We start from the raw sequence: 26,980 nt of genomic DNA on the forward strand, positions 1-26,980 counted from the left end.
GCTTACTCAACTTCAACTGCTTCTTCGTCTTCAATGCCAAGCTCTTGTTTAATCCAGTCATAACCTTCAGCTTCAAGTCTTGTAGCTAATTCAGGACCGCCACTCTTCACAACGCGTCCATTCATCATAACGTGTACGTAATCAGGAGTTATATAATTTAATAAGCGTTGGTAGTGAGTAATGATTAAGCAACCAAAGTCACTATTACGCATGGAGTTAATTCCTTTAGAAACAACCTTTAATGCATCGATATCAAGTCCAGAGTCAATTTCATCAAGGATAGCAATTTTTGGTTCAATCATCATTAATTGAAGAATCTCATTACGTTTTTTCTCTCCACCTGAGAATCCTTCATTTAAATAACGTTGTGCCATATTAATATCCATTTCTAGGAATTCCATTGTTTTATCCATTTTCTTAATGAATTGCATTAGTGGAATTTCATCGCCTTCTTCACGCCGTGCATTGATTGCAGAACGTAAGAAGTCCGCATTTGTTACCCCACTAATTTCACTTGGGTATTGCATTGCTAAAAATAGACCTGCCTGTGCACGTTCGTCTACTTCCATTTCTAAAACGTCTTTACCGTCTAAAAAAATACTTCCTTGCGTCACTTCATATTTTGGATGGCCCATAATTGCAGAAGATAAAGTGGATTTACCAGTTCCATTTGGTCCCATGATTGCATGGAATTCTCCACCTTTTACTTCTAGGTTTACACCTTTTAAAATTTCTTTCCCATCAATTGCAACATGAAGATCTTTAATTGTTAGTGTTGATCCTGCCATTTGAATACCTCCATATTTCCCATGTATATAGTTAATATTTAATCATTCTCAATTTATTATCATTACAATCTTATAACAAATCAAAAGTAATAGCAACAATTTAACCGTGAACGAAAATGGTTTTTCCGTAGACATTTTTCCTGCTTCTATAATGAAGGAAGCGATACCAATTAGCTATTGTTATAAAAGAAAAAACCAGTGGCTATTTTCACTGGTTTTATGCGAATCGAAAAAACTGTTTATTAGTACACATTTCTATTATTACTTTTCATCCTTCACCAGTCTTCTTATGAATTTTGACAAAGCTTGAGACAATCAAGGATAGTATGTAATTTTTCGGCAGTGACTATTCGAAAAACAGAGGTACCTTTATATTTGTGTTTTGCTTTTACGCTTATTTGTTCGGATTTTATTTATTTCTTAACGGTGTTTAGTTATTATATCATTTATCGCTAGTTATAAATTGCCCGCAAACTGAATACATTCCGTTTTCCTTTCTTAAGAAGTAATCAGTAATGTAGAAATGCTTAATTAAAAAGGACTAGGAATCGTTTCCTAGCCCTTGCGGATTATTCATTTACCGGAACGACGGATCCGCCCCATTCATCTAGAATAAATTGTTGAATTTCTTCGGAATGAAGAACATTGATTAATGCTTTAATTTCTTCTCGATCTTCGTCACCTTTTCTCACCGCAATTACATTAACATATGGTGATTCGGAATCTTCAATAGCAATGCTATCTTCTTTTGGATTTAATCCTGCGCTCAATGCATAGTTTGAGTTAATAACTACTGCATCACCTTCGCCTTGATCATAAATTTCTGGTAATAATTCTGGTGCATAATCGTATTCAAATGTTAAGTTTTTCGGATTTTCTGCAATATCATCAAGTGTTGCTGTAGTTTTATCAATACCTTCTTTTAAGGTAATCAATCCTTTTGCTTCGAAAAGTGTTAATATACGACCATGATCTGGTGTATTGCTACTCATTAAAATCGTTGCTCCATCTGGAAGCTCCTCAAGACTGGAATATTTTTTTGAATAAATTCCAATTGGTTCGATATGAATGCCCCCTGCGTTGACAAGTTCATTATCATAGTCCCCATTTGCATTTTCAGCTTCTAAGTATGGGATATGTTGAAAATAGTTAGCATCTAAGTCTTTTGAATCTAATGCCGGATTAAGCAATTCATATTTGCTAAATGTTTTAACCTCTAAATCAATACCTTGTTCTTCTAAGATTGGTTTTGCTTTTTCTAAAATTACTGCATGTGGCTCATCTGTCGCCCCAATTACAAGTGTTTTAGAATCATCCTTATTACATGCAGCTAATGTAAAACTTAAAATAAGAACAGCAAGCAAAAATGTTAATTTTTTCATTTTCTTTCTTCCTCCCTATCGTTTGTCTAATTTTGTTGTAATATAATCTCCAATAAATTGGATGATAAATACAATAAGTAAAATTACGATCGTTGCAAAAATCGTCACATCATTATCTTTTCGAGAAAATCCATCTAAATAGGCATAATCTCCAAGTCCACCTGCTCCAATAACTCCAGCAATTGCGGTATATCCTACTAATGCGATTGCTGTAACAGTAATACCGGAAACTAGTGCTGGTAATGATTCTGGTATAAGTACTTTAAATATAATTGTACTTGTTTTCGCACCCATTGCACGAGCTGCTTCAATTACTCCTTTATTTATTTCTCTTAAGCCAATTTCCACCATCCGTGCGTAAAATGGTGCTGAACCAATAATCAATGCAGGAATCGCAGCTTCTTTGCCAATAATCGATCCAACAATAATTTTTGTCACTGGTAGAAGTAAGACGATTAATAGTACAAATGGGATGGAACGAAAAATATTAACGATCGCTGCAATAATCCAATTTACCCATTGATTTTCCCACATATTTCCTTTTGCAGTAAGAAACAGTAGTAGTCCTAAAATAATTCCAATTAAGAATATCCAAAGCAGGGACAGTCCTGTCATATAAAGCGTTTCAATTGTTTTCTCCCATGCCTTTATTAAATCAACGTTTGGAAAAATGGTCTCAATCATTCGCTACCACCTCCACTCCTACCTGGTGATTACGTAAAAATTGTATCGCTGTCGTTATTTCCTGTTCCGTTCCATCCAAATGGATAAATAACGTACCGTAAGCACCGTCATGTGTTTGTGAGATATTACCTTGTAAAATATTGATTGTTGCATTACTCTCTTTTATTAATCTTGTAATAATCGGTTGTTCTGCTGCTTCTCCAATAAAGGTTAATTTCACTATCTTTCCTTGTGGGAATTTACCCAATAAATTAGCGATGGTTTCCTTTGTCTCTTCAGTTTCAATCACTTGTCCGACAAACCGCTTTGTTATTGATTCTTGCGGATTTTGGAAAATATCAAGAACCGATCCAATTTCAACAATATTTCCCTCCTCCATAACTGCCACACGATGACATATTTTTTGAATTACATGCATTTCATGGGTAATTAAAATAATTGTTAGCCCCAATTTTTTATTTATATCTACAAGTAAATCTAAAATAGCATCTGTCGTTTCGGGATCAAGTGCAGATGTCGCCTCATCACAAAGTAATACTTTTGGATTATTCGCTAGCGCTCTAGCAATACCAACCCGTTGCTTTTGGCCACCGCTTAATTGTGATGGATAACTGTCTTCTCTCCCTTCCAAGCCAACTAATTTAATTAACTCATCAACACGTTGCTTTCGTTTTGACCTTGGAACTTTGGCGATTTCTAACGGAAACGCGATATTTTCTCGAACCGTTCTCGACCAAAGTAAGTTAAAATGCTGAAAAATCATACCGATTTCTTGTCTTGCTTTTCTTAATTCTGCCCCGCGAATTTTTGCGATATCTTTTCCGACAATATTTAAAGAACCAGAGGTAGGTAGCTCTAATCCATTGAACATTCGAATTAACGTACTTTTTCCTGCACCACTATAACCAATAACCCCAAAAATTTCTCCATCGTTTATTTCAAGGTTAACATTATCTACGGCAGTTATTTTTCCAGACTTTGATTGGAAAATCTTTTTGACATTCTGTACGGAGATCATCGAATTCCCTCCTTTACCGATGATTATCTTAAGATGAAAAGCAGATACTGTTAGCTTTCCAATTTAAATAAAAATAATAAATAATAACTAAGAAATAAAAAATGCCTTTCTACACAGACGAGTAGAAAGGCACGCGATTATCTATCGATTGTCTTTCTCTCATCTCCCAAAGCTTTTCGCTTTGTGTGAATTGGCACCATTTCAATGATCACATTGATGGTTGCCGGGTTTCATCGGGCACGTCCCTCCACCTCTCTTGATAAGAGCAAGTTCTATTTAATTTATTATTTTTATCACGATTGCAAGTGTATCACCACTAAAAATAGATGTCAATAAAAATATGTGAGAATAGTATTTTCATTATTCATGTCACTCACTTTTTGACAGGTCTTTTCGGTTTAACCAAAAGATGGATTCTAATAACAGTATAGTGCGAAAGCTACTTTTAACTTGTACTTGCTGCATATAAATCGCATCCTGAAGTTTGATTTCTCCTCGTAATATGCATTGAATTATTTTTTCGTCCCCAGTTAGCAAGCATGTTTCTTTTCCAGGAAATTCTTTTTTCAGTTCCGTATTTTCTTTTGAAATGATTAGAAAAAAGCTATCTGTTCCTGTGTCGATTTTGAGTATTATTGTCTCTTTTAGAAATAGTAAGTTTCTAGATGGATGATTTTTTACGATAGATACCCAGTTTTCTGCTTCGATCAAATAGAGCCCCTCCTACTCTATCAAAATATACATATTCGGAAGTTGCATTTTTTATTCCGGTTCTTATATATAAATCTTTCGCCAACTTTGTTTTGATTTCCTGTTTATTTGAGAATGTTGTTAAATAAAGTGGCCAGCAGATGGAAGCTAAAGAAGGAGAGAGTCTACTATCACAATGTTGTTAGAAAAAAAGATACCAGCCAACATGGCGGTATCTAGTTTTTTAGTTTTTCATAGAGGTATAGGACGGATTGGAAGGCGTAAATTTTCTCTTTTACTTTTTTATCCTCGTAGATCAGTAAGCATGGGACACTTTCAACAAGGAACTCCTCGGCAATTTCTGGTAAATAATTCAAATCTGCTTTACCAAATTCAAACTTTGGTAAAATCTCTTCCACGACACTTAGCATTTTGCTAGCAACTTGACATGTTCCACACATTGGAGTAAATAAATAAAGCGCACCGCTTTCACCGCTATGAAGCCGCTGATAAAATTCAGCTTTCGTCCATTGTTCCATTGAATTCATCCTTCTGATGATTGATTATGAATAAATTCTATCATTCTTAGTGGAAAAAAGGTAGAAATACACATAGTTAGTCCAAAATGAAAAAAGGCTAGAGGAACAAATTTAATAATGTCCCTTTATTAAATCCTTCCCAAATGATAGCCTTCTTCTCCTTTGTATTTTTCCAATTATCCAGTAAGATTTCTATACACATTACATATTTGATTTTTCGATTGGACATAAAGTATTTCCAATCCAATGACTTTATGTCCAGCGAACATTTGATACTTATATCCTTAAAATAAATATTTTGGTTGAACATGAATGTTAGCTTGTACTAAGACTGATGCCACATGATATTCTGGGGCTGTTGCAACTTCCCGATAAGCCTTGTCAATATACAAGTGCTTTGCCTCCGGAAACTCCCTTTTAAATTGCTTCCTCAATTTTTCTCCCGAATCATCTGCATCTACAAGGATATACACCTCTTTGTCGTACAATACATCAATTAGCTCATCTAGCCGACTAATACTGATGGTCCCATTTGTACAAATAATATCAACCGGTTCATTCAATACTTGCAGAACTTTCCTTTTGTCCGATGTACCTTCCACAATAATTACCTTATCAATCATTTGCACCATTTTGATCACCTGTTATTATCATACAAAGAAACGAATTCCTAATTCAATTGATCCGTTTCTATATAGTATGCTAAAAATAATAGAAAATTGATGGAATAATTTTTAAAGAATTGATAAATTTTTTACGATTGTATATTATATCGGAATAAATGCTGTCATAACGGACTTTTTCAGAAAAAAAGCGCCTGCTACAACAGGCGCTTTTAATGATTAAATATTATTCTTCACTAATCGTTGCTTCGTATTGTTCTGCAGTCAATAGCTGCTCAACTTCACTTTGATCAGCTGGTTCTACAACAATCATCCATGCTTTTTCATATGGAGATTCATTAACAAATTCAGGGCTATCATTTAGCTCTTCATTCACTTCCACTACTTTTCCCGAAACAGGTGCATATAGCTCGGAAACTGTTTTTACAGATTCTACACTACCAAATGCTTCATTTACTTTAATGGTATCCCCAACCTCAGGAAGCTCCACAAATACAATATCTCCTAATTCATTTTGGGCATAATCGGTAATTCCAATACGAATGGTATTTCCCTCAACCTTAACCCACTCATGTTCCTCTGTATATCGTAATTCTTTAGGTACTGACATCCTAATCCCTCCATCAATGTACGAATGTATTTTATATGAATCAATTCGCTTTGCTTAAAGCCAATTGTTTTCAAAATCAGCTTCTTTAAATCCAACGGTAACTTTAGAGCCGTCTGTTACGAGTGGTCTTTTTAACAGCATACCATCGGTTGCTAAAATATCCAGTAGTTCCGCTTCGGTAACGGTTTTCATTTTATCCTTAATACCTAGCTCGCGATATTTTTGACCACTTGTGTTAAAAAATTTCTTTAACTCTAAGCCACTAATTTTATATAAATTTTCTAATTGCTCTCGAGTTGGCGGATTTTCTACAATATGCACTGCCTCATATGCTACATTGTGCTCGTCCAACCATTTTTTTGCGTTTCTGCAAGTGCTGCATTTTGGATACCAGTAAAAAGTAATTGCCATATCTGTCACCACCGTAAAAAAATAATACTACGAAATATTTCCTACATTTAATTTATACCATTTTAGACGGTAAGTCATTATAATTTGAGATTTTATATAAAAATCTTCCGTTATCCGCTATATTCTATAATAATTTCCGTAACCGAATAAAACACCTCTTACTTATGGAAATTCATGCAAATGCTAACTACTTTTTCAAAATCACATTAGGTTACGTGCCAAAAGAAAAATAACCACTACCTTCGTAGTGGCTATTTTTTTCTGATTCTTTATACAGTATATTTTTCCGCTTTAATAATCGCTTCTGCTGCTTCACGCTTTTTAGCAATTACGTTTACTGGATTGTGACGAGTTAGTTTACGGAGCGCCGATAGCATCATCATTAACGTATCGCCACTGGAAACCGCTATTAATGTTTCTTTAGCATCCTGCTCAATTTTATTAAAGGCTTCCTGTGTAAAGATTTCTGTATATAATAATTTTTGCTTGCTCTTTTCTAAACCATCGCGTGCGATTGCTTTTTCTGTACGGAGAACAGCAGACTCCATTGCATATACATTAGATACGATATCTGCAATATTTACTAGCACCTCTTGTTCCTGTTCTAGCTCAGTACCATATTTTTGCACTGCTAACCCTGCTGCCATTAGGGCGATCTTCTTCGCATTTTTCACTAAATATTTTTGTAATGCTAATGCTTCCTCCCCAGGTAGCTCTGGCATAAGCAGCATTAACTCTTCTTGTAATTTCTGCGCCTTTTCAAATAGCGGTAGCTCCCCTTTGAACGCTTTCCGTACATAAGTTCCAGGAACTAATAATCGGTTAATTTCATTTGTCCCTTCAAAAATTCGATTAATACGGGAATCACGGTAAGCACGTTCGATTTCATATTCTTGCATAAATCCATAGCCACCATGAATTTGTACACCTTCATCCACAACATGATCCAAAGTTTCAGAGGCAAAAACTTTATTTAATGAGCATTCAATAGCATATTCCGCAATTGATTTAGCGATTTCCTTTCCGTCCTGTGCTTGCGCGTCAGATAGTTTACTCATTCTCTCCTCGAACAAGCCGACCGTCCGATAAACAGAGCTTTCCGTTGCATATAGTTCTGATGCTAAAGTTCCAAATTTTTCTTTAGTTAAATTAAATTGCGAGATTGATTGTTTAAATTGTTTTCGCTGATTCGCATATTTTACCGTTATTTCAAAAGCAGATTTTGCTCCACCAACTGCACCAACACCTAGTTTATAACGGCCAATATTTAAAATATTAAAGGCAATGACATGGCCCCTGCCAATCTCTCCAAGTACATTTTCTACCGGTACTGCTGCATCTTCTAAAATTAATGTTCGGGTAGATGAGCTTTTAATTCCCATTTTCCTTTCCTCTGCACCTACCGAAACACCAGGGAACTCCCTTTCCACAATAAATGCGGTAAATTTATCTCCATCTATTTTGGCATAAACGACAAATACGTCCGCAAATCCTGCATTCGTAATCCATTGTTTTTCTCCATTTAACAAATAATGAGTTCCAGCGTCATTTAGCTTTGCTACCGTTTTTGCTCCTAATGCATCAGAACCTGATCCTGGCTCTGTTAGTGCATAAGCAGCAAGCTTTTCACCAGTTGCCAAAAGCGGTAAGTATTTTTGCTTTTGCTCTTCATTACCGAATAACACGATTGGTAATGATCCGATACCGACATGTGCTCCATGAGAAATCGAAAATCCACCTGCCCGTGCCATCTTTTCTGCAATTAATGCAGAAGTAATTTTATCTAAGCCTAAGCCACCATATTCCTCGGGAACATCTGTACCTAGCAAACCTAGCTCGCCAGCCTGCTTCAGTAGCTTTACAGAGTATTCAAATTCATGGTTTTCTAGTTTATCTAATATTGGCAATACTTCATTGCCAATAAAGTCTTCTGTTGTTTTGGCAATCATCAAATGTTCCTCTGTGAATTCTTCTGGTGTAAACACTTGATCTGCTCGAATGTCCTCAATTAAAAAACTACCACCTTTTACAACACTATCTAATGAATGAGCCAACGTGATTTCCTCCCTTTTTTTCCCTCTATTACGTAATATGATTATTCGTCGTATGAGCTCCTAAATTAATTCAAAAACCCCAGCAGCTCCCATACCGCCACCAATACACATAGTAACAATTCCAAACTGTACGTTTCTGCGTTTCATCTCATGAATTAATGACAGCGTCAATTTCGAGCCAGTACAACCTAACGGATGCCCTAATGCAATAGCGCCACCATTTACATTGACAATTTCTTCATTTAAACCAAGCTCGCGAATAACTTGGATTGATTGAGATGCAAATGCTTCATTTAATTCAAATAAACCAATATCAGACAGCTCCAGTCCTGCAAGCTTTAACGCCTTCGGAATTGCTGCAACAGGTCCAATCCCCATCACTTCTGGTGGTACACCAGCAATCGCAAAGGAGCGAAATTTTGCTAATGGTTGTAATCCTTCGGACGCTGCTTTTTCTCGATCCATAAGTAATACTGCAGCTGCTCCATCACTAGTCTGTGAGGCATTTCCTGCCGTGACCGTTCCACGAACCGAAAATGCCGGCCGTAATTTACTTAACACTTCCATGGTTGTATTTGGACGTACCCCTTCGTCTGTCGTAAACAATAGCTTTTTTTCTACTAATTTATTGTTCTCATTCACATAACGTTGAGTAACCTCTACTGGAACAATTTCCTCTGTAAATTTCCCTCCAGCTATTGCTGCAGCTGCCTTTTGATGACTGTGGACGGCAAATGCATCCTGGTCCTCTCTTGTTACGCCATACTTTTTCGCAACCTCTTCGGCAGTATGCCCCATTCCCATATAATATTCTGGAGCAGATTCTGCAAGCTTGGCATTTGGTCGAATCACGTGCCCCATCATCGGAACAAGGCTCATAGATTCTACCCCACCTGCAAGAATTGCCTCTGCCTGCCCAAGCATAATCCGCTCTGCACCGTAGGCAATCGACTGTAGCCCTGATGAGCAGTAGCGATTAATTGTTATCGCAGGAACTGTATAGGGAATTCCGGCTAATGCACTAATATTTCTAGCCACATTCATTCCTTGCTCCGCTTCCGGCATTGCACAACCAATGATGACATCATCTATTGGCCCGGCATAATTATTTGCCCGTTTTAATGATTCTTTTAGAACAAGTGCACCAAGATCATCTGGACGAGTATTTGCTAATGTTCCTTTTTTCGCACGTCCAACTGGTGTACGTGCCCCAGAAACGATAACCGCTTCTTTCATAGTAATCCCCCTTCGTACCGTTATTTAGCGGAAAATAGAGCGTATTAATCTAGTGGTTTCTTTATCACTTAATCTAGCATATTAATTACGTAATGGTTTACCCTTCAACAGCATGTGCTGCATCCGCATTTGTGTTTTCGGTTCTGCAATTAAACTTAAAAATGCTTCTCTTTCTAAATCTAATAAATATTGCTCATCTACTTCCGTACCAAATGGAACTCCACCACCAGATAAAACATGAGCAAGCTTCTTCGCTATTTTCAAATCATGCTCAGAAATATATCCGGATAGGAATAAATTGTGCGCGCCTAATAATAAGGTTGCATAACCCGTTTCCCCTACTACGGGTACTTTTTTCCGAATTGGAGCTTGATAGCCATTTTCATATAGTTCTAGTACTGTCTGTTTTGCATCATAAATTAAATGATCTGGATTTTTACTAATCCGATCCAGTGCATTTAAGAAGCCATTTTCTCTTCCTTCCGCTGCAGATGTAGACACCTTTGCCATTGCGATCGTTTCAAATACTTTATTGGCAACATCTTGGAGATCATACTTTACGCCTTTCGGTAGGCTATTCAAATGTTTAATATAGAGCTCCTTCGTACCGCCCCCACCTGGAATTAACCCTACGCCTGGCTCCACTAAACCGATATAGGTTTCTGGTGATGCTTGAATTCTCGCAGCAGGTAAACTTACTTCTGCACCTCCACCGAGTGTCATCTGAAAGGGAGCTACGACAACTGGTTTTTTACTATATTTAATTTTCATCATTGCCTGTTGGAATTGACGAATCACCAAATCCAGTTCAAAGAAATTATCATCCTGTGCTTCCATAAGCATTAATGCAATATTAGCTCCTACACAGAAGTTCTTCCCTTGATTACCAATCACAAGCCCTTTATAATTTTTTTCGACTTCATCAATGGATTGATTAATCATTTGAATAATATCCAATCCAATCGCATTATTTGGGGATTGAAACTCCAATAATGCTACGCCATCCCCTAAATCAAGTAAATTTGCGCCACCATTTTTTTTGATTAGCTTTTCTTTCCTTAAGCTTTTTAAATCTATTACCTTTTCGCTTTGGACAATTGGCTTATATTCTCCATTGTCATAGTAAAATTTCTTACCATTTTCCTCTTTATAGAAACTTGTATGACCGTTCGTTAGCATTTCGGCCACCCAATTGGGAACCGCTAAGCCGGATTCCTCCATCCGTTTTACCGATTTTTCTAACCCGATTGCATCCCATGATTCAAAAGGACCAAGCTCCCAGCCAAATCCCCATTTCATTGCATTATCGACTGCTACGAGATTGTCGGCAATTGTTGGAAGAAGCTCTGCCGTATAAATTAATGTTGGTGCAAAAATATTCCATAAAAATGTTCCCGCACGGTCCTCGGAAAATAGTAGCGCTTTCATTTTTGCTTTTGTACCCTTTTGCTGCTTGCTTTGTTCGGTAGCTTGCGTAGTAAGTTTTTTCCTTGGACTATATTGTAATGTTTCTGGATGTAATTCTAAGATGTCCTTTCCTTGCTTTAAATAAAATCCTTGCCCACTCTTACTTCCTAGCCAGCCATTTTCTAGCATTTTTTCGATAAAATTTGGAACGGTAAATACTTCTCGCTCCTCTCCATCCACTTGAGCACGTACATTGTTTGCTACATGAACAAAGGTATCTAACCCTACGACATCAAGTGTACGGAAGGTAGCACTCTTTGGTCTACCAATCATTGGTCCTGTTATTGAATCCACTTCCCCAACGGAATACCCGCCTTTTAGCATTTCGGAAACGGTGATTAACAACCCATATGTTCCAATTCGGTTCGCAATAAAGTTAGGAGTGTCCTTTGCTAATACAAGTCCTTTTCCGAGTACATTTTCACCAAATTCTAATATATAATCGACAATGGCTGGATCAGTTTCCGTTGTCGGTATTACTTCTAGCAATTTCAAATACCGTGGCGGATTAAAAAAATGGGTGCCTAAAAAATGCTTCTTAAAATCACTCGAGCGACCTTCAATCATTGCATTTACTGATATTCCAGAAGTATTGGAGCTCACAATAGATCCTTCTTTACGGTATTGATCCACTTTCTCAAATACTTGTTTCTTTACCGATAGATTTTCTACTACTACTTCAATAATCCAATCGACTTCCTGTAATCGTACAAGATCATCTTCGAGATTTCCAACCTCTATCCGTGCTAGATTATCCTTTGTTGTTAATGGTGCCGGCTTTTGTTTTAAAAGCTTTTGTTTCCCCATTTCAGCGATGCGGTTACGCACTGATTTATCCGCTAATGTTAAGCCCTTTGCTTCTTCTTCAGCAGTTAGCTGTTTCGGAACAATATCCAAAAGTAATGTTGGAATTCCGACATTCGCCAAGTGGGCGGCAATTCCAGATCCCATCACACCAGATCCAATAACTGCTGCCTTTTGAATTTGTTTGACCATTATTTCATCCCCCTTTGACATTTGTTTTGAATGAATACTCATTCATTTTATTGTCAAAAAAAATAGCGCTTATCATTTTGCTTATTTTTACTATATATAAATTTATATAGTTTCGCAATATATAAGTATGCTATTTATTAAATTTTTTCATTCAGCTGTTTCAGGTAGTATGTTGCTATTTGTGAGAACCCGCAGACTGCTTACACTTTGCTTTCTCAAGATTTAGCTTAACGCATAGTGCTAGCGAACTTCCACTTTCCAGGAAGTGCGCATGTATACAGTCTGCTCAGCAGTTCATAAAATATTACTCATCACGATACAAAATAACATGCCAGTTTATTTTTTAAAAATACCTTTTAATACAAAGGCTACATTTGCTGGACGTTCTGCTAATCGACGCATAAAATAACCATACCAATCGGTTCCAAATGGGACATATACTCTCATTTTATATCCTTCATTAACTAATTCGATTGGTCGTTCTGGTCGAATACCATAAAGCATTTGGAATTCAAATTGATCCCTTGAAATTCCCTTTTCCTTTATAAATTGCTTCGTAAACTCGATAATGGCGTCATCATGTGTCGCAATAGCTGTATAATTCCCATTTTCCAAATGCATTGCAATTAGCTTTTTATAATTTTCATCGACATCCTTTTTTAATGGAAAGGCAACCTCAGGAGACTCCTTATAGGCACCTTTTACTAAGCGAAGGTTTGGCTTTAATAGCTTTAGATCATTAATATCCTTTTCAGTACGGTATAAGTATGCTTGTAGTACTGTCCCGATATTTTCATATTTACTCTTTAATTCTTTAAAAATGGTAAGTGTTTTTTCACAACGATTGTAGTCCTCCATATCAATCGTGACAAATACATTATTTTCAGTCGCTTTTTGCAGAATTCGCTCCATATTGTTCATCACAACTTGATCAGATATATCTAATCCCATCGAAGTTAATTTTAATGAAACCTGGGCATCTAATTTCTCGCTACCGATTGCCCCAATAGCATCAATACAGCGATCTGCCATTTCGTTTGCTTCCTGTTCATTATCAACGAATTCCCCTAAATAATCGACTGTTACTGCTAATCCTTTATTGTTTAGTTCTTTAATCTTTTTTACTGCTTGCTCGGTTGTTTCCCCTGCAACAAACCGCGAAGCACCAAAATGTAAGCCATATTTTCTTGCGAGTTTTGTCAAAAATTTATTTTTTGACAAAAATAAAAAAAAGTTTCTCATCAAGTTCTCCATTTTATTTTCCCCCTGCAATATGTATACCTTCTATGTTTTCTGTATTGTATTACTTCCGCTTATCGAAAATAATAAATAAACCAAAAATTCATTTACTAATATATTAACACGATTCCTAGCTTTCTGAATATAAAAAAGTATTTGCTTAGAATAATTTTTCCAATAGATAAGATAGCAATTTAAAAATGGAGAAAAGATTATACATAGGGAGAATAGAATGTGGAAAGATATAGTTGAATAATTGTTATTACTCATGGCTAACAAAATAGGGAGGATTTCTATGCAACAACAGCAAAACATGAATCAAACCAATCAACCAATTATGCCCGAGCCACCGAACATTGTAACCGAAAAGGATTCACTATATTTAACCGATATGCTTTCTTGGAATTTACTTGCGATGAAAAAAGCATATTTTTTTGCAAATCAATGCCAAGACCCCGAAATAAAAGCTGCAATTAATAAAGCGGGGCAGATGCATCAAAAGCATTACCAAAAAATATTATCCCATCTTCATACAGGTGGGCAAAATCAACCTACAAATACGATGAATCACTAACATTACATAACGTTTTTAAGGAGGGTATTCATATGACGCAGCAAAATAAAATTCAAAATCCCGCAATGCAAATTCCAAAATCCCCAGCGATGAATGATCGAGATTTTATCAATGACATGCTAGCGACAGAAAAATATATGACAGCATCCTACAGCACCGCTTTAAATGAGGCTAGCCATCACTCCTTATACGAGGATGTTTTGACGATTTTTAATGAAACACAAAATTGTCAACGTGAGCTTTTTAATACAATGTTTAAAAAAGGCTGGTATGGTTTTGCACCTGCAGAGCAACAAAAATTACAAAAATCGTATCAGCAGTTCCAAGGCTATAGTAATCAATTTCCATATCCAAACGGTCAAATCCAATAATTTTTCCTTAATAAAAAAGCTCCCATTGAAGACTAACGGTAATTCGGAAGTCTGTAATAAAGGGAGCTTTCATTATAGGGCGAATTGCCCGATAAGTGCGGTAAGTAACACTACGATACCGGGTGGAAGTTTCCAAAAAACTAGCATAGCATAGGAAAATAGCGCAATGGAAAATTCTATAGGTCCAATAATTGCCGAGGTGAATACTGGATCATATAATGCAGCTAAAAGTAATCCTACAACCGTAGCATTTACACCAGTTAGCGCCGCCCGAAAAATCATATTATTTCGAATCCCATTCCAAAAGGGCAATACACCAACAACTAATAAAAAGGACGGAAAGAACATAGCAATCGTTGCAACAATACCTCCAGATATTCCTCCTGCGATAGTGCCAATATAGGAGGCAAAGGTGAATAGTGGACCTGGCACTGCTTGTGCCGCTCCATAGCCTGTTATAAATGATTCCGCAGTTATCCAGCCAGTAGATACTACTTCTTTTTCTAGCAGGGGCAATACAACATGTCCACCACCATACACAATCGAGCCAACACGATAAAACACATCTATTAAACCAAGGTGAAAATTCGGGACAAAGCGGTAAATTATTGGTATTCCAATTAATAATAGGAAAAAGAGTATCAAGCTACTTGCTCCTAGCTTTTTCCCAAATACTAATGTAATAGGTTTACTTTCCTCGAGCACCTGTGTGCGAAATAGGCAAAGCCCGATAATTGCACCGATTAAAATGACGACTAATTGAATCCAGGCGAATGGAAATACAAAAATAATAATAGCGGATAAAAAGGCAATCGAAATTCGAATGTGATCTGGTGTCAATGATTTTCCCATATTATATAAGGCATGGGCAACCACTGCCACTGCAACAATTTTTAAGCCTTGAATCCAACCTGGAACATCGGATCCATTAAAGCTTTGTATAATAGTAGCAAATAGTATTAGTGCAATAACAGAAGGCAAAGTAAAACCTAACCAAGAAATGACTCCGCCTAATAAACCACCTCGAAGCATTCCGATAGAAATACCTACTTGACTACTTGCAGGACCTGGTAGGAATTGGCACAATGCGATTAAATCTGCATAAGCACGGTCATCTAACCATTTGCGCTTACGGACATACTCTTGTTGAAAGTAGCCAAGATGTGCTATAGGACCACCAAACGATGTAATCCCTAGCCGCAAAGAAACAATAAATATTTCCAGCAACTGCATTCTTTTAATTTTCTCCTTCATTTATAGCCTCCTTTTTTTATTTTACGATTGGAAAATGGTTTGATTTCTTTTCACAGTATTTTTTTTCAAAAGCCAACGTTTCTACTTGGAATATACTATTATAAATAACTACTTTTACAGACGTATTACTTGATTATAAAGATTTTGTAAATTCGCAATAGATACTAATCACTTTTCACCAACCAATCATTTTTGCTCACATGGGAGACAAAAATATCGCGATAACTGATTTATTACTCACAATTTCCCTCTGCACCATGCTATAATTTTAATTAAAGAACATTCAAAACTTTCCAGGACACAGGCTATAGGGATTCCATCCATTCGTTCATTCCCACTAGTGTCTATATGGTTTTCATAAGGTTATAATAAAACATACATACAAGCCAAGTAGTTATAATCTAGAAAGGGGATTCGCACTTGAAGCAATCAAAATTGCAATATTGGACATTACAAATTTTATTGATAGTAGGAATCATTTTTATTTGCACAAAAATATCCTTTTTATTTGAGCCGGTTTTCATTTTTGCGTCTACATTATTTTTTCCAATCTTGATTTCCGGGTTTCTCTTCTTTATTTTCAATCCAATGGTTACCTTTGCTAGTAAGTATAAAGTTCCTCGCCCACTCGGAATTTTACTGATATACGTTTTATTTATTGGATTAATTATCGTGATTTTTGCTACGGCAGGGCCAGTTATTACGAATCAGGTAACTGAATTAGTGAAAAATATTCCTGGATATATCGATGATGCCGAAGGATTTATTAATGATTTTTCGAAGTCTTCTACATTCGAATGGATACAAAATCAGGACTACGTTGACCTTGAGGAATTAGGTGATTCCATTGCCACCTATTTATCTGACTTACCAAAAGCGATATCTAGTAGTGTATCTAGTATTGTTAGCGTCATTACAAATGTTGCATTAACTGCCGTTACCGTCCCATTTTTATTATTTTATATGTTAAAGGATGGCCATAAAATGCCTGGTGCCATCGTTCGTTTCTTACCTACCTCCTTGCGAGATGAAGGCTTAATTATTTTAAAAGATACGACAAAAACATTATCTGCCTATATTCAAGGACAAATGATTGTATCTTTATGTGTTGGGACATTATCGTTTATCGGATATTTAATTATTGGCTTACCATATGCATTAATTTTGGCCTTAGTTGTAGCAGTAACGAATATTATTCCATATGTCGGTCCATTTTTAGGGGCTGCTCCAGCAGTTATTGTTGCCTTATTCGTATCACCTATGACTGCCTTATTTACGATAATTGTTGCGATCATTGCCCAGCAGGTAGAAAGTAATGTAATTTCACCATTAGTAATTGGTAAATCTTTAGATACCCACCCTGCTACGATTATTATTGTTTTACTTGTTGCAGGAAATTTAGCTGGTGTCATTGGGATGATATTAGCAGTTCCTGTGTATGCCGTAACAAAAACATTCGTTTTAAATATTGTTCGCTTGATTCGCCTGCAAAGAAAGCATAAAAAAGAGAAGCTACCTCCAAGTGTGGTTTAAAAAAAGGTAAGACAAAACTTTCACCGCAAAAAGGGTGAAAGTTATTGTTTTGTCTTTGCATGCTAAAATGGATATGGATGAGCGTCAAAATATCTTTTCTAGCAGAATATTTGTATAATAAAAGAAAGCTGTTTTCGTATAGATTGTTGCTATTTGTAATAAAAACAATATCATGGAATAACAACAATCCTTTAGAAAAGAGCCTTAAAGAAAAATGCGTTTGGGGTGTATTCATCTTGGGCCTTTTTACAAAGAAAAAGCAAACAATAAAAGTGGAGTTTTGTACGAATAATTTTGATCGCTTTTATAATGACGATGCATTGGATGAATTAGAAGAATTTATAGATAAACATAGTATCAAGTTTCGGGAAATGGATTGTTTAAGCTTTTGTGATGAATGCGAGTGTTCCCCCTATGCATTAATTAATCATAAATTTATTGATGCAAACACACCGGAGGAATTACTGAAAAAGCTAAAAGAACAATTATAATCGATAAAAAAGACTTGCCATTTCACTCGGCAAGTCTTTCTATTAATTTTTCAATTCCTTTGGAGCTGCTTGTGCGTGACGTCCCAACCGTTCTTCCTCTTGTAAAAACTTCACGAATTGCTCCATCGCTACCATTGGAGTTATTTTTATCTTATGGATATATTGATTTTTTCTGTCCTCGGGAACGAAACGACTCTTTTTAATTCTACCAACAATATAACGAATTCCTATTTTTTCAATTTCTTTTTTGTTGAGCTTCGTTTCTTTTAATAAAGATAAGCCAATTGCTCCGATAATTGCATAGATCACTAACATGACATAAATATTTGTTGCTCTTTCCGTAAAGAACAACAAATAAATGATATTAAAAATGGAAATCCCAATAAGTGGAAATGTCCAAAACATGTATTTTGATGTTTTCTTCGCCAAAGGTAATATTAAGCGTTGGATGGCTTCCAATTCTTTTTTTATACTTTCTGGAAAACTACCTGTAATAAAGTTATCCATATCAATCATCCTTTACCATTTATTCATTCCCATGAAAGACTGCAACTTGCACTATAATCGTACGCCTTTTTTCTGCTATTTAAACCTGATATTGTTAATTATCTATGAAAGTTGGCAAGAAAATGTTTTTATTAGGTAGTGTGCTTGCTAATTTAAAACAAAAAAGACCTACCTAACATATGCAGGTAAGGTCTGGCTAACAACGTCCGTTGCCACTAAAGCCGAGAGCTACAGCTCTGTAATGACGACTTTAATGTTAAAGCTACTCCCCTTAAGGAATGGCTATTTAATTACTTTCATGATACAAAAAATAGCAGTCAATGTCAAAACATATGCATATAAAACAAAACTATCCTAGTTATCATCATTCTAGGATAGTTTTTACAATACAAACCTTTCCTTCCTAATTCGATCGAATTTCTTGTTTCATAAATAAAAGATAGGCGATGGCAAAGCAAATTAATGTAGCTGCGATTACCCCTGTAAGCTGAGGCCATATTAGTAAAATACTTTGATCTAAAGGTAATGGACTAACGACTGCTCCAGCAGTTTGCTCCGTTGTTAACGGTCCTAAGCTTCGTACCGTTGGAGATAACAATGTTGTAGTCGATTCACTAAATAAATAGTTTGGTGATAATCGATATAAATTTAATACAAATCCTTGGCGACTAATCGCTTGCTCTACACTTGTCATCGCTTCCGGATTCAGAATCGATTTGGAAATCAAGTCAATAATCATGGAATAAAATACACTGAAAAATAGCCATACTGCTATACTAGAAAGAGCAGAGGTTGCTGCTTGCCGAAAGCATACCGAAAACAAAATACCTAAATTCAACCAAAAGGCAATATAGGCAATACATAAAAATAAAAAACAAATAATTCTCGCAAACTCTTCAAAGGTTGGTGGTACACCTAATAGAATGATTCCAAATGCCATCACTAATAACCCGAGTGAAAGGAACATTACAATATTTAGTAATAAAGCAGATACGAATTTTCCATTTATGACATAATCCCTTGGAATTGGTTGTGCCATTAATCGACTTAATGTTCCTTTATTACGCTCCGAATTAATTGCATCAAATCCTAAGGCAATCCCTAATAACGGTCCTAAAAATCCGACAAATGTGATAAAGGATGGCAATGTTCCATCAGAAATCGTAAATAATTGGAGAAATAAATAGGAATCTCTAGCAATTGCCTTTGCTTCATCAGAAGCATCAATGGCATCCTGAATCGATGTAATCGCGGTATATAATGAGCCAACACAGGTTAATAGAATAAGGAACAATAAAATAATGATGCGCCAGCTCGTAATATAATCCGTAAATTCCTTCCGGACAATTGCAAAAAATACTCCTTTAGCGATTTTCTCCTTATTCATTTCTTGTTTTTTTATCGAATGAAGGTTTTCCTTCCATTTATTCTTCCACTTAGCGAGATCCATTTAACTCACGCCCTTCAAAATAACGGTGATAAATTTCGTCAAGCCCAAAATCTTTTCTGCTTATATAAAATAAAGAAGAACCAGATTCTACCACTATTTTGCTAATCGTTGCGGTCACATCCTGATCGCAATAAATATCTAATTCATTATCCACTCTATCCACTTGGTGAACAGCAGGTATGCTGCGGAGCTTATCTACTAGTTCCTTACTGACCGGCGAGGCGGATACATGAATGACAAACGTATCTTCTAAAAATAGTTGTTTCGCAAGGCTCGCTACATTTCCAAGCGCCAATAATTTCCCATCAACAAAAATTCCAACACGATCACAAATTTGCTGCACTTGATGTAAATGATGAGACGATAATAATACGGTAAGCTTCTCCTTTTCATTCAACTCTTTTATTAGTGCTAAAAAATCACGGACACCTTCTGGATCGATACCTAGGGTAGGTTCATCTAAAATAATGACGTCTGGGTTTTTCATTAATACATCTGCTAAACCTAGTCGTTGCCTCATCCCTCTTGAATACTTCCCTGCTTTTTTATGGGCAGCTTCCAGCAAATTTACTTTCCCTAATAATTCATAGGCTCGTTGCTCGGCGTCTTTTCTTGATATCCCATTCAATACCGCTGTATATAGTAGATTCTCCATACCTGTCATATGCTGGTAAAATCCAACATCATCTGGTAAATAACCTACTCTTCGTTTCACCTCGATCGGATTATGGGTGGAATCAATACCACATACACGGACACTACCAGAAGTCGGCTCACTCAGTCCAAGCATCATTAAAATCGTGGTTGTTTTTCCTGCTCCATTTGGCCCGAGTAATCCAAAAATTTCTCCTTTCGATATGGTAAGAGATAGCTGATTTACTGCATCATGCTGATCGTATCGTTTTGATATATTTTCCAGTGCGATAATTGGTTCTCCCAACATTATCTCCTCCCATATTTTCTAAAAATATAATATAGCCCACCAATAACAACTAAAATGATAATAATTGCTACTGCCCCCCATAATGTCGAGGTTTCTACTGAAATACGGAAGGCTGCATCAGATGATGTTTCTGCAGTCGATGCCGTAAATGTTGTCACATAATCTCCTGCAATTGCATCATTATCTGCTTTTATCGTTGCTTTTACCGTTTTCGACTCCCCTGGTGCAATTTCCGCAATCGAGCTATTATCGAATTCAGATTCCCAATTTGGTGGCGTATTAGCACTAATGGAAACATCCTTTAATGGGCTAGTACCTGTATTTTTTACTACTAAATCAATGACCCGATCATCCCCGGCAGTAATATCGGTACTTAAGTTGCCTGATGGAGTCGTGATTTCAATACCGTAGGTTCCAGTAATAACTGCTTCTAATGTTAGATCAGCAGCTGTACTGCTCGTAGCAGCTTTAATTGGGATTTCATACGTACCTGCCTTAATATTTTCTGGTGGTTTCACATCAACCGTAATATCCTTTGATTCATTTGTATCTAATTCAACCGATGTAATCGAATCGGATCCTGATTTGAAGGTAACATTCCAACCTTCACCTGCTGCTGAGCTTAGTGCATAATTTTGCGTATTTGCTGTACGGTTTTTTAAGGAAATCGTATAGGAAAACGAAGAATCGGCATGTCCTTGTAAATTTGTTTGCTCTGATGTTAATTCTGTTTCAAACGATCCTTGTTCAGAAACCGTAACGAGAAATGCTAAACTACTAGAGCTGCTACCATCTGATGCAACTAATTGAAAGCGGTAATCTGCTTTTTTCACTTCCAGTGGTACCGTTAGTTCTAAATTAATCGTTTCTTCACTGTTACCACGTACAGCTAGCTCCCGAATATCTTTACCATTCGCGGTTAGTGAGTAATCCCATCCCTTCGGTAAATTTTCCATAGTAAATGACATATTTTGAATCGTGGATCCACTGTTTATTACATCAATGGAGTAATCCACTGTTTCCCCTGGTGTGACAGACAAACCGGTATATGGCGTGAATAATGAAATATTTCCTGCTGCAAAAGTTTGCTTCACACCTCCTAAAGCGACCGATAAAAATACGATTGATAGAATGATGAACGCCTTCTTAATCATTTGGATAATCCCCCTTTTTATTTTTTCAAAATTGGTACGTAAAAAAAATTTATTTGGATTTGTTTTTTTGAAAAAAAGTTGTAAAATTTACGTGAAAAATCCTGTAATAGGAGGGAATCTTATGGATGACAATGAACGAAGCATTCATTTACTAAAAGAGATTACAAATGGATCTCGTCATGCATTTGACAGCTTTTATCAGCTCTATAGTTCCTTTGTTTATAACATTGCGTTTCATATTGTTAGAGATACTGGAGAGGCAGAGGATATTACACAGGATGTATTTATTGAAATACTACAAAAGTCAAAGCAATACAAGGCGACAAAAGGTAGTGTAAAAGCATGGATTGCCGTGAAGACAAAAAGTCGTGCCATTGATCGCTTACGGAAAAAACAGCCACTTCTTATTAATAGATTAGAAGGATTGCTAACAATGGAGGAAAAGGGTGCGGATTTACAATTTTTAATAGAATTAGAGCAGCATCTTGTTCGCAGTGCGCTAGAGAAAATCCCATTGGAGCAACGAGAAGTCATTATTCGTTCCTATTTTCAAGGAGAAACACATCAACAAATTGCCGCTATAATGGATAAACCGCTAGGCTCGATAAAATCGTTGATTCGCTATGGATTAAATAACCTACGGAAACAAAAAACATTGGTTCATTGGATTGAATCTAGCGGAGGTGAAAAGAAAAATGAAATTTCATAAGCATATCGACGAACCATTCATAATCGATTACTTGCTTGGAAAATTAGATGTAGATCGACAGTCACAGCTCATACTACATATTAAAGAATGTGAGCAATGTGCAAATCGTCTTCAGCAATGGCAATCTATAATAAACGTAGAAAGCAATGTGCAAAAAGTACCTTCGGATCAACTAAAGGAAAAAATATGGATGCAGCTACAGGAAAAAAGTGCACCACGACGAGAAAGTAAAAATCGAAAAATAATATTTACAATCTCGAGTGTAGCAGCAATATTACTACTTTTTTTAGGCTTATATGCAAATAAACAACCACAACATAAATCATATGAAATTGCACATAATGACGAAATTGAAAATATTGATTTTCAGCACTATCCTGACACGAAGCAATGGAATATTGTTCCTGTTTCTAATTCAAATCCTGTACATGGAAATATATGGATTAACCATCATACCCAAGAATTATTAGTAGAAGTTGAGGGGCTTGTCCAGCTATCAAATAAGGATTATCAATTATGGATCATTTATAATGATAACCAAATGATTGGAGAGGTACTTCCAATCGAAGAAGGTTCGACGAGATTATTTTTTAAAGGGGAGGAAGACGTTCCGTTAAAAATAATTAAGGCTAGTATTGAGCCGAAGGGTGGAAGTGTTTCGCCTACTGGTCCAGAAACTTTTATTGTGGAGATGGGGAATAAATAACAAACATGCTCGGAAACCATCCAGTCAAGTATTATCAGCGAAGGAGTACACACTGCTTTTTTATAGGTATGCGGTGTGTATCCTTTCTGATTAGGATTTTATATTAAACAATATAGGTTCCGTATTCCTTTAAAATTTTCAAAGCGACTATTTCGTATAGTTAAGTTCCCATGAAATACCATATTTATCTTTAACAATACCGTGTTTAGCTCCCCAAAAGGTGTCCTGTAAATTCATCATAATTTTCCCATCCTTTGATAGTTCCTCATATATTTTCACGATTTCCTCTTCACTATCAAGATCTGGACCCATTAAAATACTGTTGCCATTAACAATGTTTTCGTCAAAAACATCCGCCATATAAAGAATGACATTTTCATTAATATGTAATTCTGCATGGATGTATTTTCCTTCATGCCCTTTAAACATGTCAATACCATCACTAAGCTGTGTATTCTTTATTTCTCCACCAAAAACCTTTTGATAATATTGTATCGCCTCTTTACAATTTTTTATCCGAAAATGTGGGACAAGCTTTTTCATTTTCATTCCTCCATTCTATTTTTCATTATTTCACATCATTCCATCATTATAATCAAATCATAGCATATATACTGGACCTTTCGTTTCATAAACAGATGGGACACTCTTCTTGCCATCCTCAGCACAAAGAAACGCCTCTCCATTAGGAAAGGCGTTTCAATAAAGCTTATTCATATTCTTTTTCAAAAGTAATCGTACTTCTTACTGTGTTAATTGGACGAACTAGTTTTTCAATTTCTTCACGCTTCGATTCAAAGAACGGTGGTAATGATAATTTTTCTCCGAGTGTTTCGTACGGTTCGTCCCCCATAAATCCTGGGCCGTCTGTTGCTAGTTCAAATAAAATATGTGGAGACACTCTCGTATACAATGACTCAAAATAATAGCGATTAACATATCCAGATGTTTGTAATCCAAAGCTATGCATCCGTTCTTCCCACTCGTCTAGCACAGAGCGATCATTTACTCGGAATGCCGCATGGTGAATCGTACCAAAGCCTTGACGTCCTTGGGGAAGAATCACATTATGCTCAATGATTACCGATCCGCCATTTCCACCGTCACCAACTTCAAATAAATGTAATTGTCCTTCTCGTGCCGTTTCCTTAAAGAGCAATACTTTTTCCATTACTTCTTTAAAATAATCAAAATAGGCTACTCGCACGACAACTGGTCCTAATCCAGTAATCGCATATTCTAGTGGAATTGGTCCTTTTTCCCATGGTGTACCAGATGGAACGCCATGATCATGTTCGTCCGAAATTAATTGATATTGTTGCTCATCAAAATCTATGAAGGACAATGTTTTTCTTCCAAATATTTCTTTAATGCCTGTGTGTGTCACTTTTAATCGGTCAAAACGTTTTACCCAATATTGTAATGCAGCATCACTTGGTACGCGTAGTGAAGTTTTATATATTTCATTCGTTCCATGGGTTCCTTTTGGAATTCCAGGGAAATCAAAGAAGGTCATATCTGTACCAGCGCTGCCCTTATCATCTGCAAAAAATAAATGATACGTTTGAATATCATCCTGATTCACCGTTTTCTTTACTAGGCGCATTCCCAATACATATGTGAAAAATTCATAATTCTTTTCCGCACTACTTGTAATTGCTGTTACATGGTGCATCCCTTTTAAGTGATTCATAATAGCTCCTCCAGTCATATTTTTATCCACACAATAATCTAGATGATCGACAGACTCATTTTGTAATAAAATGCCCTGCCGTTGTTTGCTTATCCAATTGTTCTTAATTAAGATATTTTTAATTCGAGATAAATATAACACTCCCCTCCGTTTCTGTCAAGATGAATTAAGAATGAGAAGCCGCTAATTGACAAATAGTATAAAAAGTAAAAGGGCGCATTACGTTGTATTACCTGAACCTTGTTAATCATTATGTATTTTTTTGAGGAGCACAGCATTTATGAAATTAAAGCATGTACTTAAAAATTTGCCATTCGAATCGAATCTTCCAAAATATCTAGAAAACCTCGAGATTATCGGTATTGCTGATAATTCTATGGAAGTTGCAGACAATTTCTTATTTATCGCAGTAAAAGGGATTCATACAGATGGGCATGATTATATTGAAGAAGCAATTGCTAATGGAGCAGCTATCATCATTGGAGAAAAACCAATGTCATATAAAACAAGCATTCCTTACCTACAAGTAGATAACAGTCGAAAGGCAGTCGGTCAAATTGCAAAAAACTTTTACAACAATCCTGCTGCAAATAAAACAATGGTTGGCATTACCGGTACCAATGGGAAAACTACTACTAGTTATTTAATAAAGCATTTACTAGAAAACAGTGGGAAAACGTGTACCCTAATCGGTACAATTGAGAATATTATCAATGGTGAAGTTTTTCATAGCTATAATACAACACCAAGTGCACTAGTGCTGCAAAAAATATTGGCGGAAAGTAAGGATGAGGTTGTTATAATGGAGGTATCCTCTCACGGTTTATCACAGCATCGTGTCGAGGGGATAGAATTTGATTATTGCTTATTCACGAATCTCGATCATGAGCATTTAGATTATCACGAAACAATGGATAATTATTTTCAGACAAAACTTTTATTATTTGATTATCTAAAAAAGCATGGAAAAGCTATTGTGAATTCGGATAATCCATGGGGAGAAAAACTTGCTAACATTTTAAAAATGCGTCGGATTCCTGTATATTCCATCGGCAAAGCACCAGCTAATCAGATGCAAATTCGTTCCTTTAATAATTCAACCATTGAATTTTCCGATAATAATGATTTAATTCAAATGAAATCCCCTATTGCTGGTGTTCACAATATGTACAATATTTTAATGGCCTACACTTGTGCCACTCTCTTTGGGATTAATAAATCAGCGATTATGTCCTCACTCAGTAAATTCCGAGGAGTGAATGGCCGATTTGAAATGTTCAAGCATACTAATGGGGCAACCATTATTGTAGATTACGCACATACACAAGATGCAGTATTGCATTGTTTAACAACCGCAAAACAATTTAGTGCCAATCATATTACACATATTTTTGGGTTTCGAGGGGACCGGGATATAAGCAAAAGAAAAGAAATGTTGACTGTTTCTTCTATTTTAAGTGACCGATATATTTTAACATTTGATGATTTAAACAGTATGTCAGAATCAGCGATGACGCAACAATTAAATCAATTACAGACAAACTATGGAAATGAAAAAGGGAGAATAATTACCGATCGTACATTAGCCATTCAATGGGCAATGGAAAATAGTCATGCCCAGGATTGGATATTAATTACCGGCAAAGGACATGAAAAATATAAACAATTATTTCAGCTCCCAACAGAATCCGATAAAGAGACGGTATTGTATGTGATGGAACAAAATTATCGTAAACATTTTCAAGATGACGATGCACTTCTTTCCCAAGGTACAATGGAAGATGAAGATTTTGAAATATATCCCAATTAAATTCTCGTATTAGCACAAAAGAGACTAGGACAAAACGAAAAAAGATAC

27 protein-coding genes and 1 riboswitch are annotated in these 26,980 nt (G+C 36.1%); of the genes, 7 read left to right on the forward strand and 20 right to left on the reverse strand.

Annotated features, from left to right (window positions below; all coding sequences use genetic code 11):
* Positions 1–2 precede the first annotated feature (2 nt).
* The 13 genes from sufC to OEV98_RS04745 all read right to left on the reverse strand — a co-directional run bounded on the left by sufC (position 3) and on the right by OEV98_RS04745 (position 13,752).
* On the reverse strand, positions 3–788 hold the full coding sequence (gene sufC / locus OEV98_RS04685; protein ID WP_263072053.1) for a Fe-S cluster assembly ATPase SufC: 786 nt from the start codon (positions 786–788) through the stop codon (positions 3–5).
* A gap of 569 nt (positions 789–1,357) precedes the next feature.
* Positions 1,358–2,170 carry a MetQ/NlpA family ABC transporter substrate-binding protein gene (locus OEV98_RS04690; protein WP_263072054.1) on the reverse strand — a complete coding sequence of 271 codons (813 nt, stop codon included), beginning with the start codon at positions 2,168–2,170 and terminating at the stop codon, positions 1,358–1,360.
* Between the two features lie 15 nt (positions 2,171–2,185).
* Positions 2,186–2,854 carry a methionine ABC transporter permease gene (locus OEV98_RS04695; RefSeq protein ID WP_263072055.1) on the reverse strand — a complete coding sequence of 223 codons (669 nt, stop codon included), beginning with the start codon at positions 2,852–2,854 and terminating at the stop codon, positions 2,186–2,188.
* On the reverse strand, positions 2,847–3,872 hold the full coding sequence (locus OEV98_RS04700; RefSeq protein WP_263072057.1) for a methionine ABC transporter ATP-binding protein: 1,026 nt from the start codon (positions 3,870–3,872) through the stop codon (positions 2,847–2,849). Before OEV98_RS04700 ends, OEV98_RS04695 begins: the two co-directional genes overlap by 8 nt.
* 156 nt (positions 3,873–4,028) lie before the next feature.
* Positions 4,029–4,138: riboswitch (SAM riboswitch) on the reverse strand.
* A 103-nt stretch (positions 4,139–4,241) separates the two neighbouring features.
* Positions 4,242–4,583, reverse strand: a complete 342-nt coding sequence (locus OEV98_RS04705; RefSeq protein ID WP_263072058.1) for a hypothetical protein — start codon at positions 4,581–4,583, stop codon at positions 4,242–4,244.
* A 215-nt stretch (positions 4,584–4,798) separates the two neighbouring features.
* Positions 4,799–5,101, reverse strand: coding sequence for a thioredoxin family protein (locus OEV98_RS04710; RefSeq protein WP_263072059.1), 303 nt, complete (start codon positions 5,099–5,101; stop codon positions 4,799–4,801).
* A gap of 284 nt (positions 5,102–5,385) precedes the next feature.
* Positions 5,386–5,733 carry a toprim domain-containing protein gene (locus tag OEV98_RS04715; protein ID WP_263072060.1) on the reverse strand — a complete coding sequence of 116 codons (348 nt, stop codon included), beginning with the start codon at positions 5,731–5,733 and terminating at the stop codon, positions 5,386–5,388.
* 217 nt (positions 5,734–5,950) lie between these two features.
* Positions 5,951–6,334, reverse strand: coding sequence for a glycine cleavage system protein GcvH (gene gcvH, locus OEV98_RS04720; protein ID WP_263072061.1), 384 nt, complete (start codon positions 6,332–6,334; stop codon positions 5,951–5,953).
* 54 nt (positions 6,335–6,388) lie between these two features.
* Positions 6,389–6,745, reverse strand: coding sequence for an arsenate reductase family protein (locus tag OEV98_RS04725; RefSeq protein ID WP_263072063.1), 357 nt, complete (start codon positions 6,743–6,745; stop codon positions 6,389–6,391).
* A 269-nt stretch (positions 6,746–7,014) separates the two neighbouring features.
* Positions 7,015–8,799 (reverse strand): acyl-CoA dehydrogenase family protein, encoded by a 1,785-nt coding sequence (locus tag OEV98_RS04730; RefSeq protein WP_263072064.1) that lies wholly within the window; start codon positions 8,797–8,799, stop codon positions 7,015–7,017.
* Positions 8,800–8,859: 60 nt separating this feature from the next.
* Positions 8,860–10,035: an acetyl-CoA C-acetyltransferase gene (locus tag OEV98_RS04735; protein ID WP_263072065.1), complete on the reverse strand. Its 1,176-nt coding sequence runs from the start codon at positions 10,033–10,035 to the stop codon at positions 8,860–8,862.
* An 81-nt stretch (positions 10,036–10,116) separates the two neighbouring features.
* On the reverse strand, positions 10,117–12,498 hold the full coding sequence (locus OEV98_RS04740; protein WP_263072066.1) for a 3-hydroxyacyl-CoA dehydrogenase/enoyl-CoA hydratase family protein: 2,382 nt from the start codon (positions 12,496–12,498) through the stop codon (positions 10,117–10,119).
* 336 nt (positions 12,499–12,834) lie between these two features.
* Positions 12,835–13,752, reverse strand: a complete 918-nt coding sequence (locus OEV98_RS04745; protein WP_263072067.1) for a proline dehydrogenase — start codon at positions 13,750–13,752, stop codon at positions 12,835–12,837.
* Positions 13,753–14,032: 280 nt separating this feature from the next.
* On the opposite strand from OEV98_RS04745, the gene OEV98_RS04750 reads away from it, so the two are divergent.
* Entirely contained in the window at positions 14,033–14,311 is a 279-nt protein-coding gene (locus tag OEV98_RS04750) for a hypothetical protein (RefSeq protein WP_263072068.1), read from the forward strand.
* Positions 14,312–14,343: 32 nt separating this feature from the next.
* On the forward strand, positions 14,344–14,682 hold the full coding sequence (locus OEV98_RS04755; RefSeq protein WP_263072069.1) for a spore coat protein: 339 nt from the start codon (positions 14,344–14,346) through the stop codon (positions 14,680–14,682).
* 72 nt (positions 14,683–14,754) lie between these two features.
* Here OEV98_RS04755 and chrA read toward each other — a convergent pair whose 3' ends face one another.
* The gene (gene chrA / locus OEV98_RS04760) at positions 14,755–15,936 is read right to left on the reverse strand and encodes a chromate efflux transporter (protein ID WP_263072070.1); all 1,182 of its coding nucleotides are present in this window, start codon (positions 15,934–15,936) and stop codon (positions 14,755–14,757) included.
* A gap of 420 nt (positions 15,937–16,356) precedes the next feature.
* Between chrA and OEV98_RS04765 the strand changes: the two genes are divergently transcribed.
* Together OEV98_RS04765 and OEV98_RS04770 are read left to right on the forward strand one after the other, a co-directional pair.
* Positions 16,357–17,469 carry an AI-2E family transporter gene (locus OEV98_RS04765; RefSeq protein WP_263072071.1) on the forward strand — a complete coding sequence of 371 codons (1,113 nt, stop codon included), beginning with the start codon at positions 16,357–16,359 and terminating at the stop codon, positions 17,467–17,469.
* A 236-nt stretch (positions 17,470–17,705) separates the two neighbouring features.
* Positions 17,706–17,960 carry a YuzB family protein gene (locus tag OEV98_RS04770; protein WP_263072072.1) on the forward strand — a complete coding sequence of 85 codons (255 nt, stop codon included), beginning with the start codon at positions 17,706–17,708 and terminating at the stop codon, positions 17,958–17,960.
* Between the two features lie 42 nt (positions 17,961–18,002).
* Here OEV98_RS04770 and OEV98_RS04775 read toward each other — a convergent pair whose 3' ends face one another.
* From OEV98_RS04775 to OEV98_RS04790, 4 genes are all read right to left on the reverse strand, one after another.
* Positions 18,003–18,467: a YwnF family protein gene (locus OEV98_RS04775; protein WP_263072073.1), complete on the reverse strand. Its 465-nt coding sequence runs from the start codon at positions 18,465–18,467 to the stop codon at positions 18,003–18,005.
* Between the two features lie 403 nt (positions 18,468–18,870).
* The gene (locus tag OEV98_RS04780) at positions 18,871–19,854 is read right to left on the reverse strand and encodes an ABC transporter permease (protein WP_263072705.1); all 984 of its coding nucleotides are present in this window, start codon (positions 19,852–19,854) and stop codon (positions 18,871–18,873) included.
* A gap of 49 nt (positions 19,855–19,903) precedes the next feature.
* Complete coding sequence (locus OEV98_RS04785) at positions 19,904–20,860, reverse strand: ABC transporter ATP-binding protein (RefSeq protein ID WP_407676490.1); 957 nt, start codon at positions 20,858–20,860, stop codon at positions 19,904–19,906.
* Complete coding sequence (locus OEV98_RS04790; protein ID WP_263072075.1) at positions 20,860–22,014, reverse strand: COG1470 family protein; 1,155 nt, start codon at positions 22,012–22,014, stop codon at positions 20,860–20,862. The genes OEV98_RS04785 and OEV98_RS04790 overlap by 1 nt, the downstream gene beginning before the upstream one ends.
* A gap of 121 nt (positions 22,015–22,135) precedes the next feature.
* Here OEV98_RS04790 and OEV98_RS04795 point away from each other — a divergent pair, with 121 nt between their 5' ends.
* Together OEV98_RS04795 and OEV98_RS04800 are read left to right on the forward strand one after the other, a co-directional pair.
* Positions 22,136–22,723 carry an RNA polymerase sigma factor gene (locus tag OEV98_RS04795; RefSeq protein WP_263072076.1) on the forward strand — a complete coding sequence of 196 codons (588 nt, stop codon included), beginning with the start codon at positions 22,136–22,138 and terminating at the stop codon, positions 22,721–22,723.
* A complete protein-coding gene (locus tag OEV98_RS04800; protein ID WP_263072077.1) occupies positions 22,710–23,429 on the forward strand; it encodes an anti-sigma factor in 720 nt (239 codons plus the stop codon). Before OEV98_RS04795 ends, OEV98_RS04800 begins: the two co-directional genes overlap by 14 nt.
* A 147-nt stretch (positions 23,430–23,576) precedes the next feature.
* On the opposite strand, the gene OEV98_RS04805 is transcribed toward OEV98_RS04800, so the two are convergent.
* Together OEV98_RS04805 and OEV98_RS04810 are read right to left on the reverse strand one after the other, a co-directional pair.
* Positions 23,577–23,972: a VOC family protein gene (locus OEV98_RS04805; protein ID WP_263072078.1), complete on the reverse strand. Its 396-nt coding sequence runs from the start codon at positions 23,970–23,972 to the stop codon at positions 23,577–23,579.
* A gap of 166 nt (positions 23,973–24,138) precedes the next feature.
* Positions 24,139–25,122, reverse strand: coding sequence for a ring-cleaving dioxygenase (locus OEV98_RS04810; RefSeq protein WP_263072079.1), 984 nt, complete (start codon positions 25,120–25,122; stop codon positions 24,139–24,141).
* Between the two features lie 280 nt (positions 25,123–25,402).
* Here OEV98_RS04810 and OEV98_RS04815 point away from each other — a divergent pair, with 280 nt between their 5' ends.
* Positions 25,403–26,932, forward strand: a complete 1,530-nt coding sequence (locus tag OEV98_RS04815) for a UDP-N-acetylmuramoyl-L-alanyl-D-glutamate--2,6-diaminopimelate ligase (RefSeq protein WP_263072080.1) — start codon at positions 25,403–25,405, stop codon at positions 26,930–26,932.
* Positions 26,933–26,980: the final 48 nt, after the last annotated feature.

The organism is Perspicuibacillus lycopersici (assembly GCF_025660475.1).
In the GTDB taxonomy this organism is placed as follows: domain Bacteria; phylum Bacillota; class Bacilli; order Bacillales; family Caldibacillaceae; genus Perspicuibacillus; species Perspicuibacillus lycopersici.